Source organism: Lelliottia sp. RD5 (assembly GCF_056032945.1).
Window position 1 is genome coordinate 1,058,693 of sequence record NZ_JBVYHQ010000001.1, and the last position, 16,254, is coordinate 1,074,946.

17 protein-coding genes are annotated in these 16,254 nt (G+C 51.5%); 13 read left to right on the forward strand and 4 right to left on the reverse strand.

Annotated elements, in window-relative coordinates; genetic code table 11:
- Window positions 1–193: 193 nt before the first annotated feature.
- From mdtH to AC0LWE_RS05410, 10 genes are all read left to right on the forward strand, one after another.
- Window positions 194–1,402: a multidrug efflux MFS transporter MdtH gene (gene mdtH, locus AC0LWE_RS05365; RefSeq protein WP_131487018.1), complete on the forward strand. Its 1,209-nt coding sequence runs from the start codon at window positions 194–196 to the stop codon at window positions 1,400–1,402.
- A 62-nt stretch (window positions 1,403–1,464) separates the two neighbouring features.
- Window positions 1,465–2,112 carry a glutaredoxin 2 gene (gene grxB, locus AC0LWE_RS05370; protein WP_131487017.1) on the forward strand — a complete coding sequence of 216 codons (648 nt, stop codon included), beginning with the start codon at window positions 1,465–1,467 and terminating at the stop codon, window positions 2,110–2,112.
- 124 nt (window positions 2,113–2,236) lie between these two features.
- Window positions 2,237–2,797, forward strand: a complete 561-nt coding sequence (locus AC0LWE_RS05375; RefSeq protein WP_059178335.1) for a lipoprotein — start codon at window positions 2,237–2,239, stop codon at window positions 2,795–2,797.
- 143 nt (window positions 2,798–2,940) lie between these two features.
- The gene (gene pyrC, locus AC0LWE_RS05380) at window positions 2,941–3,987 is read left to right on the forward strand and encodes a dihydroorotase (protein WP_059178336.1); all 1,047 of its coding nucleotides are present in this window, start codon (window positions 2,941–2,943) and stop codon (window positions 3,985–3,987) included.
- A gap of 74 nt (window positions 3,988–4,061) precedes the next feature.
- Window positions 4,062–4,307, forward strand: coding sequence for a DNA damage-inducible protein I (gene dinI / locus AC0LWE_RS05385; RefSeq protein WP_059178337.1), 246 nt, complete (start codon window positions 4,062–4,064; stop codon window positions 4,305–4,307).
- Window positions 4,308–4,576: 269 nt separating this feature from the next.
- Window positions 4,577–4,831: a biofilm formation regulator BssS gene (gene bssS / locus AC0LWE_RS05390; protein ID WP_059178338.1), complete on the forward strand. Its 255-nt coding sequence runs from the start codon at window positions 4,577–4,579 to the stop codon at window positions 4,829–4,831.
- Window positions 4,832–4,946: 115 nt separating this feature from the next.
- On the forward strand, window positions 4,947–6,065 hold the full coding sequence (gene solA / locus AC0LWE_RS05395; RefSeq protein WP_219346789.1) for an N-methyl-L-tryptophan oxidase: 1,119 nt from the start codon (window positions 4,947–4,949) through the stop codon (window positions 6,063–6,065).
- Window positions 6,066–6,123: 58 nt separating this feature from the next.
- Window positions 6,124–6,237 (forward strand): DUF2770 family protein, encoded by a 114-nt coding sequence (locus AC0LWE_RS05400; RefSeq protein ID WP_174342100.1) that lies wholly within the window; start codon window positions 6,124–6,126, stop codon window positions 6,235–6,237.
- A 260-nt stretch (window positions 6,238–6,497) separates the two neighbouring features.
- Entirely contained in the window at window positions 6,498–7,064 is a 567-nt protein-coding gene (locus AC0LWE_RS05405) for a cytochrome b (RefSeq protein ID WP_131487013.1), read from the forward strand.
- Window position 7,065: 1 nt separating this feature from the next.
- On the forward strand, window positions 7,066–7,644 hold the full coding sequence (locus tag AC0LWE_RS05410) for a YceI family protein (protein WP_202694711.1): 579 nt from the start codon (window positions 7,066–7,068) through the stop codon (window positions 7,642–7,644).
- A 42-nt stretch (window positions 7,645–7,686) separates the two neighbouring features.
- Here the strand turns inward: AC0LWE_RS05410 and trhO are convergent, their stop codons facing one another.
- Window positions 7,687–8,736, reverse strand: a complete 1,050-nt coding sequence (gene trhO / locus AC0LWE_RS05415) for an oxygen-dependent tRNA uridine(34) hydroxylase TrhO (RefSeq protein WP_131487011.1) — start codon at window positions 8,734–8,736, stop codon at window positions 7,687–7,689.
- A 219-nt stretch (window positions 8,737–8,955) separates the two neighbouring features.
- On the opposite strand from trhO, the gene AC0LWE_RS05420 reads away from it, so the two are divergent.
- Window positions 8,956–9,882 carry a Kdo(2)-lipid IV(A) acyltransferase gene (locus AC0LWE_RS05420; protein ID WP_174342101.1) on the forward strand — a complete coding sequence of 309 codons (927 nt, stop codon included), beginning with the start codon at window positions 8,956–8,958 and terminating at the stop codon, window positions 9,880–9,882.
- Window positions 9,883–10,085: 203 nt separating this feature from the next.
- Window positions 10,086–10,460, forward strand: a complete 375-nt coding sequence (locus AC0LWE_RS05425) for a MysB family protein (RefSeq protein ID WP_012016963.1) — start codon at window positions 10,086–10,088, stop codon at window positions 10,458–10,460.
- 7 nt (window positions 10,461–10,467) lie between these two features.
- On the opposite strand, the gene AC0LWE_RS05430 is transcribed toward AC0LWE_RS05425, so the two are convergent.
- Genes AC0LWE_RS05430 through mdoG form a run of 3 tightly spaced genes read right to left on the reverse strand, consistent with a single transcriptional unit; the run spans window position 10,468 to window position 14,813 of the window.
- Window positions 10,468–10,695 carry a YceK/YidQ family lipoprotein gene (locus AC0LWE_RS05430; RefSeq protein WP_131487009.1) on the reverse strand — a complete coding sequence of 76 codons (228 nt, stop codon included), beginning with the start codon at window positions 10,693–10,695 and terminating at the stop codon, window positions 10,468–10,470.
- Window positions 10,696–10,750: 55 nt separating this feature from the next.
- Complete coding sequence (gene mdoH / locus AC0LWE_RS05435) at window positions 10,751–13,285, reverse strand: glucans biosynthesis glucosyltransferase MdoH (RefSeq protein ID WP_202665124.1); 2,535 nt, start codon at window positions 13,283–13,285, stop codon at window positions 10,751–10,753.
- Window positions 13,278–14,813, reverse strand: coding sequence for a glucans biosynthesis protein MdoG (gene mdoG, locus AC0LWE_RS05440; RefSeq protein WP_096759577.1), 1,536 nt, complete (start codon window positions 14,811–14,813; stop codon window positions 13,278–13,280). The genes mdoH and mdoG overlap by 8 nt, the downstream gene beginning before the upstream one ends.
- Before the next feature lie 272 nt (window positions 14,814–15,085).
- On the opposite strand from mdoG, the gene mdoC reads away from it, so the two are divergent.
- On the forward strand, window positions 15,086–16,243 hold the full coding sequence (mdoC, locus tag AC0LWE_RS05445) for a glucans biosynthesis protein MdoC (RefSeq protein WP_202667001.1): 1,158 nt from the start codon (window positions 15,086–15,088) through the stop codon (window positions 16,241–16,243).
- Window positions 16,244–16,254 lie beyond the last annotated feature (11 nt).

A 16,254-nucleotide genomic window follows, 5' to 3' on the forward strand; every position in this document is an offset into this window, starting at 1 on the left:
CGATGAAAAAGCTGAATCAAACCACCCTTTTGATAAAAAAATATTGTCGCAAGCAGGGGTGGGAAAACGCGCGTCAACACCGCAGAATATTAGCGTGCTCATCTTTCTCTACACCGACCCATTCAAACTGCATCACGGCGTGGCTAACGCAGCGGCAGCCTGAAGACTCTGTGTACTTTTCCCTGGAGGGAAAATGTCCCGCGTATCACAGGCCCGTAACCTCGGTAAGTATTTCCTGCTCGTCGATAACATGCTGGTTGTGCTGGGCTTTTTCGTCGTCTTCCCGCTGATCTCTATTCGTTTTGTGGATCAGATGGGCTGGGCGGCGTTAATGGTCGGCATTGCGCTGGGTCTGCGACAGTTTGTACAGCAGGGGCTTGGCGTTTTTGGTGGGGCCATTGCTGACCGCTTCGGCGCAAAACCGATGATTGTCACCGGCATGCTGCTGCGTGCGGCGGGCTTCGCCACCATGGGTATTGCACACGATCCCTGGCTGCTGTGGTTTTCCTGTTTTCTCTCCGGTCTCGGCGGCACGCTGTTTGACCCACCGCGTACCGCACTGGTCGTGAAATTAATTCGTCCGCGACAGCGCGGCCGTTTTTTCTCGCTGCTCATGATGCAGGATAGCGCGGGCGCGGTTATTGGCGCGCTGCTGGGAAGTTGGCTGCTGCAGTATGATTTCCGACTGGTCTGTGCGACGGGTGCTGCGCTGTTTATCCTTTGCGCTGCGTTTAATGCCTGGCTCCTGCCGGCCTGGAAACTCTCGACGGTCAAAGCTCCCGTGCGGGAAGGGCTGGGCCGCGTCATGGCCGATAAACGTTTCGTCACGTATGTGCTGACACTGACAGGCTATTACATGCTGGCCGTACAGGTGATGCTGATGCTGCCGATTATGGTGAACGACATTGCGGGCTCCCCTGCCGCCGTGAAGTGGATGTATGCCATCGAAGCCTGTCTGTCACTCACTCTGCTCTACCCCATCGCGCGCTGGAGCGAAAAGCGTTTTCGTCTGGAACATCGCCTTATGGCCGGCCTGCTGGTGATGACGCTCAGCATGATGCCCATCGGTTTAGTGAGCAGTCTGCAACAGCTTTTCGTGCTGATTTGTACCTTTTATATCGGCTCGATTATTGCTGAACCCGCCCGCGAAACGCTCGGTGCAGGGCTGGCTGATCCACGCGCTCGTGGCAGTTATATGGGGTTCAGCCGCCTCGGGCTGGCACTCGGCGGCGCGCTTGGATATGCCGGCGGCGGCTGGCTATTTGATTCTGGTAAGGCCTTGAATCAACCCGAATTACCTTGGGTGATGCTCGGTGTCGTGGGCTTTATTACGCTTATTGCCCTGTGGTGGCAATTTAGCCCAAAGCGAAGCGCGAGCGGTATGCTTGAGCCAGGGGCTTGATTTGAAACATGCTTTTTTCTCCGCCATACTAAAGACTGTTGATCACTAAATGGAGGAGAAACGTGAAGCTCTACATCTACGATCACTGTCCGTTCTGTCTGAAAGCCCGAATGATTTTCGGCCTGAAGAATCTCCCGGTTGAGTTAGTCACGCTGCTGAGTGACGACGAAGAGACGCCCATCCGCATGATTGGCAAGAAAATGGCGCCAATCCTGCAAAAAGACGACAGCCGCTATCTCCCCGAAAGCATGGACATCGTCCACTATGTCGACAAACTTGATGGCGCGCCTTTGCTCACCGGTAAACGCAACCCGGCTATCGAAGAGTGGCTACGAAAAGTGAACGGCTACGCCAATCGGCTGCTCATTCCACGCTTTGCCACTGGCGCTTTTGATGAATTTGCCACGCCCCAGGCGCGCGCCTATTTCGTTGCGAAAAAAGAGGCTGCCATCGGTGATTTTTCCGAACACCTTTCTCACTCGCCTGGCCTTATCAAAAATATCAGTGACGACTTGCGCGCACTGGATAAGCTGATCGTGAAGCCAAATGCCGTGAATGGCGAATTGTCGGAAGATGATATTCACCTGTTCCCACTGCTGCGTAATTTGACGCTGGTAGCAGGAATTAGCTGGCCGTCGCGCGTCACCGATTACCGCGACAATATGGCGAAGCAGACACAAATCAATCTGCTTTCCTCGCAGGCTGTATAGCGTCATCAGGGCGGGAGCCCCTCCCGCCTCTTTGATTATCAGTTTTTTCTGCTGGTCTCATGGATATCACCCTGACATACTGACGCGTCAGGACAGAAGCGCCGATATCATGTTGAGGAACCCCATGAAAAAGTTTGTCATTGCTGCTGCGTTTGTTATCAGCGGCCTGCTGGTGGGCTGTAACCAGCTTACTCAGTACTCCGTCAGCGAGCAGGAAATTAATCAGGCGCTGGAAAAACATAACAATTTCTCGAAAGACATCGGCGTGCCCGGCGTCGCCGATGCCCATATCGTTCTGAATCAACTGGTCAGCCAGATTGGACGCGAAGAGCCCAACAAGGTGACGTTGTCAGGTGATGCAAAACTGGATATGAACTCGTTGTTCGGCAGCCAAAAAGCGAATATCAAGCTGAAGCTCAAAGCCTTGCCCGTCTTCAACAAAGAAAAAGGGGCAATTTATCTGCAGGAGATGGAGATCGTCGACGCCGTCGTCACGCCGGAAAAAATGAAGCCGGTTCTCCAGACGCTGATGCCCTATCTGAACCAGTCTCTGCGCAATTATTTTAATCAGCAGCCAGCCTATGTTCTCAGCGAAGACAAGAGCAAGGGCGAAGCGTTAGCCAAGAAATATGCCAAAGGTATTGAAGTGAAACCGGGTGAAATCATCATCCCCTTCACCAATTAATCTCTGAGAGCGCCAATGGCGCTCTTTTTTTTGCACATTTGTTTTACGGAAATGTGTGCAAACGAAAACGTTTACGCCTATGATTTGTGTCCGGCAAAAACAGCCATCCTTATGACTGATTCCTGATAAGCCGGAGCATATCAATGACTGCACAACCCCAGGTTCTGAAAATCCGCCGCCCTGACGACTGGCATATCCATCTGCGCGATGGCGATATGCTCAAAACCGTTGTGCCCTATACCAGCGAACTCTATGGCCGCGCCATTGTAATGCCTAATCTGGCTCCACCCGTTACCACCGTCGATGCGGCTATTGCCTATCGCCAGCGCATTCTCGATGCAGTTCCAGCGGGCCATGATTTTACCCCGCTCATGACCTGCTACCTCACCGACTCGCTCGACCCGAATGAAGTCGAGCGCGGATTCAACGAGGGAGTGTTCACCGCAGCTAAACTGTATCCCGCCAATGCCACCACTAACTCCAGCCATGGCGTCACCCATATTGACGCGATCATGCCGGTGCTGGAACGTATGGAAAAACTGGGGATGCCGCTGCTGGTTCACGGCGAAGTGACGCACGCCGAAATTGATATTTTCGATCGCGAAGCCCGTTTCATCGACTCTGTAATGGAACCTCTTCGTCAGCGCCTTCAAGGCCTGAAGGTGGTGTTTGAGCACATCACCACCAAGGATGCCGCGGAATACGTGCGCGACGGTAATGCGTTGCTCGCCGCGACGATCACCCCGCAGCACCTGATGTTTAACCGCAACCACATGCTGGTCGGCGGTGTACGTCCGCATCTGTATTGCCTGCCGATCCTCAAACGCAACATCCATCAACAGGCTTTGCGTGAGCTGGTCGCGAGTGGTTTTACCCGTGCGTTTCTGGGGACAGATTCAGCTCCGCATGCGCGACATCGTAAAGAGGCAAGCTGTGGCTGTGCTGGCTGTTTCAACGCCCCTACCGCGCTGGCAAGCTATGCCACGGTCTTTGATGAGATGGGCGCGCTTGAGCATTTTGAAGCGTTTTGTTCGATCAATGGCCCCCGTTTCTACGGCCTGCCGCTCAATGACACTTTTATCGAACTGGAACGTAAAGAGAGCCAGGTCGAAGAATCTATTGCGCTGACGGATGACACCCTGATCCCGTTCCTGGCGGGTGAAACCGTTCACTGGACGGTTAAACGCTAAATATTTATCGCCCCCTGTTGTAAGCGCCGCTTAATGCCTGTATAAATAAACAGTACATTACACAGGGGGCATTTATGCGTATTGAAGTGACCATCGCCAAAACAACCGTCTTGCCTGCTGGCGCGCTTGATGCGTTGGCGGGTGAGCTATCCCGTCGTATCAATGATAATTTCCCCGACCAGGCCGGAGCCGTAACCGTGCGTTACGCCACAGCCAATAATCTCTCCGTCATTGGCGCAGCGAAAGACGATAAAGAACGCATTACCGAGATCCTCCAGGAAACCTGGGAAAGCGCCGACGACTGGTTCATCACAGATTAATATTGCTCCCTCATTGTTTTTCTTTGCCGGGTCGCCCCGGCTTTTTTTCATCTCATTTAAATAAGTTCAAATTAATTGCTTATCTTCTTAAAAAATCGTGAATGAGACGGCGTTTTAATGTTCAAACATTCTTAAAAAGCGCAAAAATGTGTTGCGACCTGTTTATTTCACCTGCATAACCTGTATTTATTGGTATACTGAAATTGCTTCAGAAAAACACGCATTGAACCTCACAGCCGTTGTCTTTAAACACGCATTAAGGGGTTATGATGGAAAAGAATAATGAAGTCATTCAGACCCATCCACTTGTTGGTTGGGACATCAGCACTGTAGATAGCTACGATGCGCTGATGCTGCGTTTGCACTACCAGACCCCAAATCAACCAGACCGCCACGACGCGGAAATTGGACAGACGCTGTGGCTAACCACGGACGTTGCACGTCAATTTATTTCTATTTTAGAAGCAGGAATTGCAAAAATAGAATCTGGCGATTACCAGGAAAATGAGTATCGTAGGCATTAAATACGCCCAACATTCACTCAACAGGCACCCATGTGGTGCCTCATTTATTTCACCCTTGTATAAGCCTGCCATATTAATTACTCTGCAAACCAAAGTACTGGTTTAAGAGACTCTCATGAAATACGACTTGATTATTTTAGGCAGCGGCTCCGTAGGTTCTGCAGCCGGATATTACGCCACTCAAGCGGGCCTTAACGTGTTAATGATTGATGCCCATATGCCTCCCCATAAAGAAGGCAGCCATCACGGTGATACCCGCCTCATTCGCCACGCTTACGGTGAAGGGGAACGCTATGTTCCGCTGGTGCTGCGTGCTCAAACGCTCTGGAATGAGTTGGCTGCACTCAATGAAGAGCCTATTTTTGAGCGTACCGGCGTCGTCAATCTTGGACCTGCCCATTCTGAATTTTTGGCCAACGTTGAGCAGAGCGCGCGACAGTTTAATCTGAACGTTGAACGCATCGACGCCACTGCCATCATGAAACGCTGGCCAGAAATTACGGTTCCTGAGGACTATATCGGCCTGTTTGAAGCAGAGTCAGGCGTGCTGCATTGCGAAACCGCCATCAAAACCTGGATTTCGCTTGCTGAACAAGCGGGCTGCGCGCAACTGTTTAACTGCCCGGTGACCGCTTTACATCACCATGATGATGGCGTGACCGTCGATACGTCGGAAGGCCAGTTTACGGCTTCTCGCCTTTTGGTAAGCGCGGGAACGTGGGTGACAAAGCTGATTCCCGATCTGCCCGTCCAGCCGGTACGCAAGGTCTTTTCCTGGTTCCAGGCCGATGGCCGTTTCAGTACGCAGAATAAATTCCCAGCCTTCACCGGAGAGCTCCCTAACGGCGATCAGTTCTACGGTTTCCCGTCGGAAAAGGACGCGCTCAAAATTGGCAAACATAACGGCGGGCAGATCATTCACTCTCCGGACGAGCGCAAACCGTTTGGCAACTATCCGGGCGATGGCTCTGAAGCCTTTAATTTCTTACGTCACATCCTGCCGGGGATTGGCGGACTGTTGCATGGCGCGGCCTGTACTTACGATAACACCCCCGACGAAGATTTTATCATCGACACTCTACCGGGCCACGACAATACCCTCCTCATTACAGGCTTGAGTGGACACGGCTTTAAATTCGCCTCTGTTCTGGGGGAAATAACAGCCCAATTTGCCCAAGGCATCACGCCGCCTTTTGATCTCACCCCTTTCTCGCTTTCACGTTTTCGCGGATAATATCCACCATAAGGCTCCGGTTATTGGGGCCTTTATTTTTAACTGCTACCGGGGAAATATGCACAGAATCTTTAATTATCTGATCAACAATATTAGAGAGCATTTTATGCTCTATATATTGCTATGGTCTCTGTTAGCGCTAATAGACATTATCTATATTGTATTTTTTTGAAAATCCCACTGACCTTTATTGACAATACTTTATAAAAATTGAATTTATGCGCAAATTATTTGAAGACTCACACTCGCACTCAATCCCAGTGATTTCAGCACCAAGCATCATTTAACACGAAGCTTTTGAATTACTTACCGCAAATCCTTTCAATTAAACTGAAATACAATAAATTAAAATCCTTATTCCTAAATATCAGTTGCAATAATGTTTTCGACACGCCATTTTGAGCATTCCTTTAATTGAGAATGGTCGTCATTATGCAACTGCGTAATTCTTCTGCACGCTATGGATTAATATCCATACTGCTGCACTGGGGTATTGCACTCGCCGTTTACGCGATGTTTGGTCTTGGCCTGTGGATGGTAACGCTGAGCTATTACGACGGCTGGTATCATCAGGCACCTGAGCTGCATAAAAGCATCGGCATTCTGCTGATGATGGGGCTCGTCATTCGCGTTATCTGGCGACATATTTCACGTCCCCCTTCTGCGCCGAAAAGCCATAGTACGTTGACTCGGGTTACCGCAGCAGGCGCGCATATTGCGCTGTATTCGATCCTCTTTGCCATTTTCATCAGCGGCTATCTGATTTCCACCGCAGACGGTAAACCCATCAGCGTATTTGGTCTTTTCGACGTCCCGGCCACGCTGACCGATGCCGGTTCACAGGCCGATCTGGCCGGCCAGATACATTTATGGCTGGCCTGGAGCGTCGTTATTTTATCCGTACTTCATGGCCTTGCGGCCCTTAAACACCATTTCATCGATAAGGACGATACGCTCAAGCGCATGCTTGGCCGCTCGTCTGTAGACTCTGGAGCATAAAATGAAAAAACGCCTGCTGGGTATCGCATTGGGTTCACTGTTATTCACCACAGGTTCTGCCGTTGCCGCCGATTACAAAATTGATAAAGAGGGCCAGCATGCCTTCGTCAATTTCCGCATTCAGCACCTCGGATACAGCTGGTTGTATGGCACGTTTAAAGATTTTGAGGGTTCGTTTACCTTTGACGAAAAAAATCCCGCTGCCGATAAAGTGAATGTCACGATTAATACCAACAGCCTGGACACCAACCATGCTGAGCGCGACAAACATCTGCGCAGCGCCGAATTCCTGAACGTCTCAAAATTCCCGCAGGCAACATTCGCCTCAACAGACGTCAAAAAAGACGGTGAAGACCTGGATATTACCGGCAACCTGACGCTCAATGGCGTCACCAAACCTGTGAAACTGGAAGCTAAGTTGATCGGCCAGGGGGATGATCCATGGGGTGGCAAACGTGCTGGCTTTGAAGCATCGGGCAAAATTCGTCTGAAGGACTTCAATATCACGACCGATTTAGGCCCAGCATCGCAAGAAGTGGATTTGATTATTTCTGTGGAAGGCGTGCAGCAAAAATCATAGTAAAAAATCCCGGTCGCGCGCTGCGACCGGGATATTAACGCATTATTCCGGGTCCGGAATACCGAGTTTAGTGTTCAATCGTCCACGCGATTTATTGAAGATCTTATTCCCGTTTTCGCGCCCGGCACGACGACGGCGTTGTTCCTCTTCAGGCAGCACACTTTCCTCGCTGCACAGCTCGCTGCAACAACCCCTGAATTTTTCTGCACACGTCGGGCACTGAATAAACAGCAGGTGACAGCCGTCGTTTTTGCAGTTGGTGTGGGTGTCACACGGCGTTCCGCACTGGTGGCAATGCGCGATAACATCCTCAGAAATACGCTCGCCCATACGCTCATCGAAAACAAAATTCTTACCGATAAAGCGTACCGGTAGACCCTGCTCACGCGCACGGCGCGCATACTCGATAATCCCGCCTTCGATATGCCAGACTTTATTGAAACCGCTGTGTTTCATCCAGGCACTGGCTTTTTCACAGCGTATCCCGCCGGTGCAGTACATAATGATTTTTTTATCTTTATGTTCCTGCATCATCTCGACGGCTTTCGGCAACTGTTCACGGAACGTATCAGCCGGGATTTCCAGCGCGTTTTCGAAATGGCCCACTTCGTATTCATAGTGATTGCGCATATCGATAAAGACGGCGTCAGGGTCGTCCAGCATGGCGTTCACTTCTGCTGCTTTAAGATATTCGCCCACGTCGCTGGCATTAAACGTCGGATCGTCAATTCCGTCAGCCACGATACGTTCACGCACTTTCATGCGCAGTACCCAGAACGATTTGCCATCATCATCAAGCGCGATGTTAAGGCGCACGTTGTTCAGTGCCGGATCAAAACTGTAGAGAAAATCGCGGAAAGCACTGACTTTGCTCTCTGGCACGCTGATCTGCGCGTTGATGCCCTCATGAGCGAGATAAACACGCCCAAACACATTCAGCGTCTCAAAGGCTTTGTAGAGCGCATCACGGGTTTCCTGAGGCTCAGCGATGAAAAAATACTTATAGAATGAGATCGTTATACGTGGCTCTGTTTCGGCCAGCATACGTGCTTTTAACGTCTCATTCGAAATGCGGTTGTGTAACACTGGCATGGTGTACGGTTCCTGCAATCGTTAAGAAATGAAAATCGGCGGCATCATATAGCAAACAATGCGAATTTACATCCCCACATTTTGCGCTACATTTCTCTTATTCAAATTATAAAGCAGCAACATTTGCTGCTTATGCACCCAATTTGGGCCATTCGTTTTGGTAATGTATTTAAAAAATGCGAGAATAATGGTCAAAGGACGATTTAAAACAGGAGTGATATGACCCACTTACCTAAATTTTCTGCGGCACTGCTCCATCCTCGATATTGGTTAACCTGGTTCGGCGTCGGTCTTCTTTGGTTACTGATTCAACTGCCCTACCCGCTGCTTTACCGTTTAGGATGCGGCCTTGGTCGCCTCGCCCAGCGTTTTATGAAGCGTCGCGTCAGAATCACGCATCGCAATCTGGAACTATGCTTTCCGGAAATGAGCGAGCATGAGCGCCAGGCGTTGATCACAAAAAATTTCGAATCCGTCGGAATGGGCCTGATAGAAACGGGAATGGCCTGGTTTTGGTCAGATAAACGCATGGCGCGCTGGTTCGACGTCGCGGGCACCGGCATGGAACCGGTACATCAGCTGCAGGCACAAAAAACGGGCGTGTTGCTGATTGGCATCCACTTTCTGACGCTTGAAATCGGCGCGCGCATGTTTGGAATGCAGGCTCCGGGTATCGGTGTTTACCGCCCAAATGACAATCCGGTGATAGACCTGCTGCAAACATGGGGTCGTATGCGCTCCAACAAGCAGATGATCGACCGTAAAGATCTAAAAGGCATGATCAGAGCGCTGAAAAAGGGTGAAGTGCTTTGGTACGCGCCCGATCACGACTACGGTCGCCGCTCCAGCGTTTTTGTTCCGTTTTTTGCCGTCGAAGAGGCCGCCACCACAACAGGAACCTGGATGCTGGCGAAGATGTCGAACGCGGCGGTGGTTCCTTTCGTCCCACGGCGAAAACCTGACGGGAAAGGCTATGAGCTGATCATGATTGAGCCTGAATATTCGCCGCCGGTCGACGATGCGGAAACAACCGCCAGGTGGATGAACAGCGTCATTGAGAAATGCATTATGCTCGCCCCGGAGCAATACATGTGGTTGCATCGCCGCTTCAAAACCCGTCCCGAAGGGATGCCTTCTCGCTACTGAGTTATGCGGTCTTCGGACCGCATCGACTTTTCGCTTTACAGTGCCTACATTTTGCACACAATTAGCCTGAAACTCACCCATTGCGCCAGGTCTAGTCGGAATAAGACATCCGCGTGACAACTTATTGGCGCATTCATACTTGCAAAACCAGAGAATCAGCTATTCTTTCCCTGAAAGCCATTGAGAATCACAGGGAGACACCGATGACTATGTACGCCACGCTGGAAGAAGCTATTGATGCCGCTCGCGAAGAGTTCCTTGCGAACAACCCTGGTATTGAGGCTGAAGATGCCGATGTGCAACAACTCAACATTCAGAAGTATGTGCTTCAGGATGGGGATATCATGTGGCAGGTAGAGTTTTTCGCTGATGAGGGAAGCGACGGTGAATGTTTGCCGGTGCTGAGTGGTGAAGCGGCACAGGCCGTTTTCGACAATGATTTTGATGAGATCGAGTTGCGTCAGGAATGGCTTGAAGAAAACACCCTTCATGAGTGGGATGAGGGTGAGTTTCAGCTTGAACCGCCGCTGGATACTGAAGAGGGGCAAACCGCTGCGGATGAATGGGACGAGCGGTAATCAGCCGTTACTCATAAGGTCCGTGCTGCGCATCGATGGGCAGCAATAGCGTGTCAAACACCAGCGAAAAGGGTAAATCGAGAACCGTCAAATAACGCCATGCAGAATCGCGTACATCCCATTTCACACCGGGATAGTATTGATTTCCGTGGCCCTGACCGGGGATCGTTCGGCTAATAATACTGCCGCACCCGCTGAGCAGCAGCGACATCATGACCACAATGACTATTCTCATCGACACCTCATATAAAAAAATACCGGCCGTGGCCGGTATTTTTATTTTGCCTGGCTTACTTCGCCTTTGCCTTTATCGCACGGGGATTGAGCTTTATTGTCGAGTAGTAATTCACCCAGGACGAGTATCTCTCAGGGGATGCCCATACGCGGTAATGCAAGCGCGCCATGGTGATCGGATCGCTCAAGAGCACCAGACGACGATCGCGGTTCAGTTTTTCCGGCGTTTCGTTCAGCGCTTGTTCAACGTGGCGATCGCGGGCGATCTCCAGTACCTGGCTTGCACGGTGGCGCGCGGTTGCCATTGCTGTCGCGAGTGCGTTAAACGATGGATTAAACACGGCGTGAATAAAGCCATCATCCAGCGAACGACTGCGGTTCAGCACCAGATATCTGTCGGTATCGACCAGCACCTGCGGCGGCGAATACTCTTCTGGAATCAGGAACAGCTTCCAGCGTTTGGTGCGTAATCCCATTGTCGAACGACTGGAGATCACGGAGACAAACGGCGACAGAATCAGCGAGAACACGATCGGTGCCAGCCAGAACAGGAAGCGTAAATCCAGCCACGCCATCCCTGCTGCCCACACCAGACCGAGCAACATCTGGGAACCATGACGCATAAACGCTTCGCTCCACGGCGTGGAGTCATCATCACGCTGCGGCGAGTTCCACACGACTTCCCAACCCAGGAACGCGCTGACCACAAATACGGTGTGGAACAGCATGCGCACCGGCGCCAGCAGCACTGAGAACAGGACTTCGAGCAGCAGCGAAAGCGTCACGCGGCAGAACCCACCATACTCTTTCGACCCTTTGCACCAGATGAGAATGATGCTGAGCAGTTTCGGCAGGAACAGTAAGATCATCGTTGACGCAAACAGGGCAATCGCCAGCTCCGGACGCCACTGCGGCCACACCGGGAACAGCTGGCGCGGTTGCAGGAAGTATTGCGGTTCCGTCAAGGCATGCACGACCTGTAAAGCGGTCGATAAGGCCAGGAACATAAACCACAGCGGCGCAGACAGATAGGACATCACGCCCGTCAGGAATACCGCGCGGTGAACCGGGTGCATCCCTTTCACGAGGAACAGACGGAAGTTCATCAGGTTGCCGTGACACCAGCGACGGTCGCGTTTCAACTCGTCGAGCAAGTTTGGCGGCAGCTCTTCATAAGAACCCGGCAGATCGTAAGCAATCCACACGCCCCAACCCGCACGGCGCATCAGCGCTGCTTCGACGAAATCGTGCGACAGGATAGAGCCCGCAAATGAGCCCTCACCGGGCAGCGGCGCGAGCGCACAGTGTTCAATGAACGGCTGAACGCGGATAATCGCGTTGTGACCCCAGTAGTGAGATTCACCCAACTGCCAGAAGTGCAGACCAGCGGTAAACAGCGGACCATATACGCGCGTCGCAAACTGCTGACAACGCGCATACAGCGTGTCCATACCCGATGCTTTTGGCGACGACTGAATGATCCCGGCGTTCGGGTTCGCTTCCATCAGACGCACCAGACCCGTCAGACAGTCACCCGTCATCACGGAGTCGGCATCCAGCACGACCATATAGCTGTACTGATTGCCCCAGCGACGGCAGAAGTCATCGATGTTGCCGCTTTTGCGCTTCACACGGCGACGGCGACGACGATAGAAAATCTGTCCTTCGCCCTGCACTTCCGCGATAAGTTCCATCCACGCTTTTTGCTCGGCAACGCAGATATCGGGGTTGTAGCTGTCGCTCAGGATGTAAACGTCGAAATGCGCAGCGTTACCGGTCGCCTTTACAGACTCCCAGGTCGCACGCAATCCCGCAAACACCCGGTCAACGTCTTCGTTACAAATCGGCATAATCAGCGCAGTGCGGTGCTCAGGATTTAAGGCTTCATCCCCCACCGTTGACGCAGAAATACTGTATTTATCACGCCCCATCAGCAGCTGCAGGAAGCCCATCAGCGCTGTCCAGAAACCGGCTGAAACCCAACAGAACAGAACGGCGAACAGCAGCAATATTCCACTTTGCAGAATGTACGGCAGCAGCTGCATGAACGACACCCACAGATCCTGCCCGAACATATCGGCAGGATTGATCAGTGCCCAGCCCTGATAAGGCAGGATGGTCTTCATGTACCACGTCGCGACGACGGTCTGCGCAAGCGTCAGCAACAGCAGGGTATAGCGGCGGATAGTCCCGACGGTACGCCATTTCTGCTCAGAAGCCTGCTGTTCTTTGGTCAGACGTGACAGATAGCGCGGCGCGACTTCACGACCGCGCAGGCGATCCCAAAAGCGACCGACCGGGTTGGTGCGCCATGGATCCGGGAACATCGAAGAACGCGTGGCTTTTGGCATAGCCTGAAGCTGTGTGCGTCCTTCGTCGTCCTTGATCAGCTGGCCTTCTGCCAGCGAGTCCGGCCATGCCTGCTCCAGACGCGCTTTGACTGAACCCAGCGGCGTATCATCATCACGAGTAAACGGATGATGTTCGCCATCCAGCGCGGTGTGAACCGCGCGGATGTCGCTCTTGGGCAGTGCCGCTTTCTCAATGTCTGTCAGCGGCAGGGCATCAATGTATTCAGTTGTATTATTCATTAGCAGGTAACTGATAGCTCCAGGTTTCGCTTAGCGGCTGATCGGCATTGACCAGCGCAGCACGCATTTCAGTGGTCTGTTTTGGATCTTTCACTTTCACGCGCAGGGTTAAGCGCCACCCTTTTGTTACTGGGTTATAACGCACGGAGCTCTCAGCGATCTCGCCATTATCACCAATACTGGTTTGCGCCGTCACAGGGGTATCCGGAGCCAGTTTTTTCATGTCCTGACCCGTGAAGTCCACCACAAACGCGACGGTACCATCAGGTTGACGAATAAGATTTGACTGCTTCACGTCACCCGTAGAGCGGCGCGTCTGCATCACATACGCATTGTCAGGCGCATGCAATTTATCTTCATCGCGGCTAAAGGTGATGGTGTAGTTGAAGTTCATCTCTTTGCCAGCCTCAGGAAGCTGATCCGGAGTCCAGTAAGCGACGATATTGTCGTTGGTTTCGTCGTTGGTTGGAATTTCAACCAGCTCGACTTTTCCTTTACCCCAGTCCCCTTTCGGCGTGACCCACGCGCTTGGACGCAGATCGTAACGATCGTCGAGATCTTCAAAACGGGAGAACTGTCGGCCACGCTGGAGTAAACCAAAGCCCTGCGGGTTTTCCATTGCAAAGCTGCTGACAGCCAGGTGTTTCGGGTTATTCAGCGGACGCCAAATCCATTCATTGTTGCCAGCAAGAATAGAAAGGCCGTTTGAGTCATGCAGTTCTGGGCGGAAATTCGTCGCCGGAGAAGGCTGATTTGGCCCAAACAGGAACATGCTGGTTAATGGTGCAACACCCAGTTTACCCACTTTGTCGCGCAGATAGACTTTCGACTGCACGTCAATAACGGAGTCACGGCCCGGCATAATGACAAAGCGGTAAGCGCCCGTCGCACGCGGGGAGTCGAGCAGTGCATAGATAGTCAGACGTTTATCAGTGGGTTTTGGACGTTCGATCCAGAACTCACGGAAACGCGGGAACTCTTCGCCAGACGGCAGAGCTGTGTCAATCGCCAGACCGCGCGCAGACAGGCCGTAAACCTGGCCGGAACCGATCACACGGAAATAGCTGGCACCCAGCATGCTGACGATTTCGTCGTTTTTATCTTTGCTATTGATTGGATAAAGCACTTTGAAGCCTGCAAAACCCAGGTCTTTCACGGTGTCTTTATCGTGCTTCACATCGCCAAAATTAAAATAGTCGGGGCTGTATTTGATTTTACGTACCGCCGTTGCCGTCACTTCATTGATGGCAACCGGCGTGTCGAAGTACATACCCTGGTGATAAAATTCAAGCTTGAACGGGGTTTTTATATTGTTCCAGTACGCTTTATCGTGATTAAACTGGATCTGCTGATAGTCCGCGTATTTCATGTCGCGGAAAACGGAGGGCAGGTTACTTTTCGGCGCTTCGTAGCCTTTATCAGCCATCGATTTAGCCTGTTTTGCGACGTCGTCGATGGAAAAAGACCATGCTGACGAGGTATACAGGGACAACAACACTGCCGCACCCAACCAACGCATTTTCATCATTTTTGATTTATGTTTCATAATAAGTAAGCACTTCCCCCTTTGTGTGCTTAATTCGATCCGATCCATTTTACTGGAAATTCAGGCAATCCGACAACATTATCACCGCTTTGTTCAGCGCACCGGCTCAGGGATTAAGCAAGTAGAAGACCCTCTTTCTACTTTGCGTGCTTATCCTGGAGACAGGGTGTCGGTCTTGGTGTAGGGTTGGCTTCGAATGTAACCACTATTAGTCTTATGGATAAGGCGAAAAGTCTGAGAATGCGCAACGTTATATGATCACTGCACCCACTCAACGTGAATACTTCCTCGACTCCATCCGGGCATGGTTAATGCTTTTGGGGATCCCGTTCCACATCTCACTGATTTACTCAAGCCACACCTGGCATGTAAACAGTATAGAGCCCTCATGGTGGCTGACACTGTTTAACGATTTTATACACTCATTCCGCATGCAGGTGTTCTTCGTGATATCGGGCTATTTTTCCTACATGCTGTTTCTGCGGTATCCGCTGAAACGCTGGTGGAAAGTGCGCGTCGAACGCGTCGGTATCCCCATGCTCACCGCTATTCCACTGCTGACGCTGCCTCAGTTTATCATGCTGCAGTATGTCAAAGGCAAAGCGGACAACTGGCAGAACCTGACCTTTTATGAAAAATATAACACCTTGGTCTGGGAGCTGATTTCTCATCTCTGGTTCTTATTAGTTCTGGTGGTCATGACCACGGTGAGTCTGTGGATATTCAGCCGCTTGCGCCGTCGGTTAAGCCGTCACACGGAAGATCAATTCGCGACCCTCTCCTTTGCCAAGCTTTCCGTTATTTTCCTGCTGCTTGGGATGGCTTATGGCGTGATACGCCGTACGCTGTTTATGGTATATCCGCCTATTCTCAGCGACGGACTGTTTAATTTTGTGGTGATGCAAACCCTGTTTTACATTCCGTTCTTTATGCTGGGCGCGCTGACCTTTATTTCGCCGAAGCTAAAGGCCTTGTTCATCACCCCATCACCGTGGTGCGCCGTCGGCTCTGCGCTGGCTTTCGCCGCCTATTTGCTGAATCAAAAATACGGCAGCGGCGATGCGTGGATGTATGAAACTGAAAGCGTGATTACGATGTTGCTGGGGCTATGGATGGTAAACGTGGTGTTTGCGCTGGGGCATCGTCTGCTGAATTTTAAATCGAAACGTGTGACCTATTTCGTCAACGCTTCCCTGTTTATCTATGTGGTTCATCATCCCCTGACGCTCTTTTTTGGTGCATACATCACGCCGCATATCGCCTCAAACACGCTGGGATTCTTCACCGGACTGGTGTTTGTGGTGGGTATCGCCATTGTGCTGTATGAAATTCATCTGCGGATCCCGCTGCTGCGTTTCCTGTTTTCAGGCAAACCGCAGAACAAAGCGGAAAGCCTCAACGCAGCGCAGTAATTTTTTGTGCG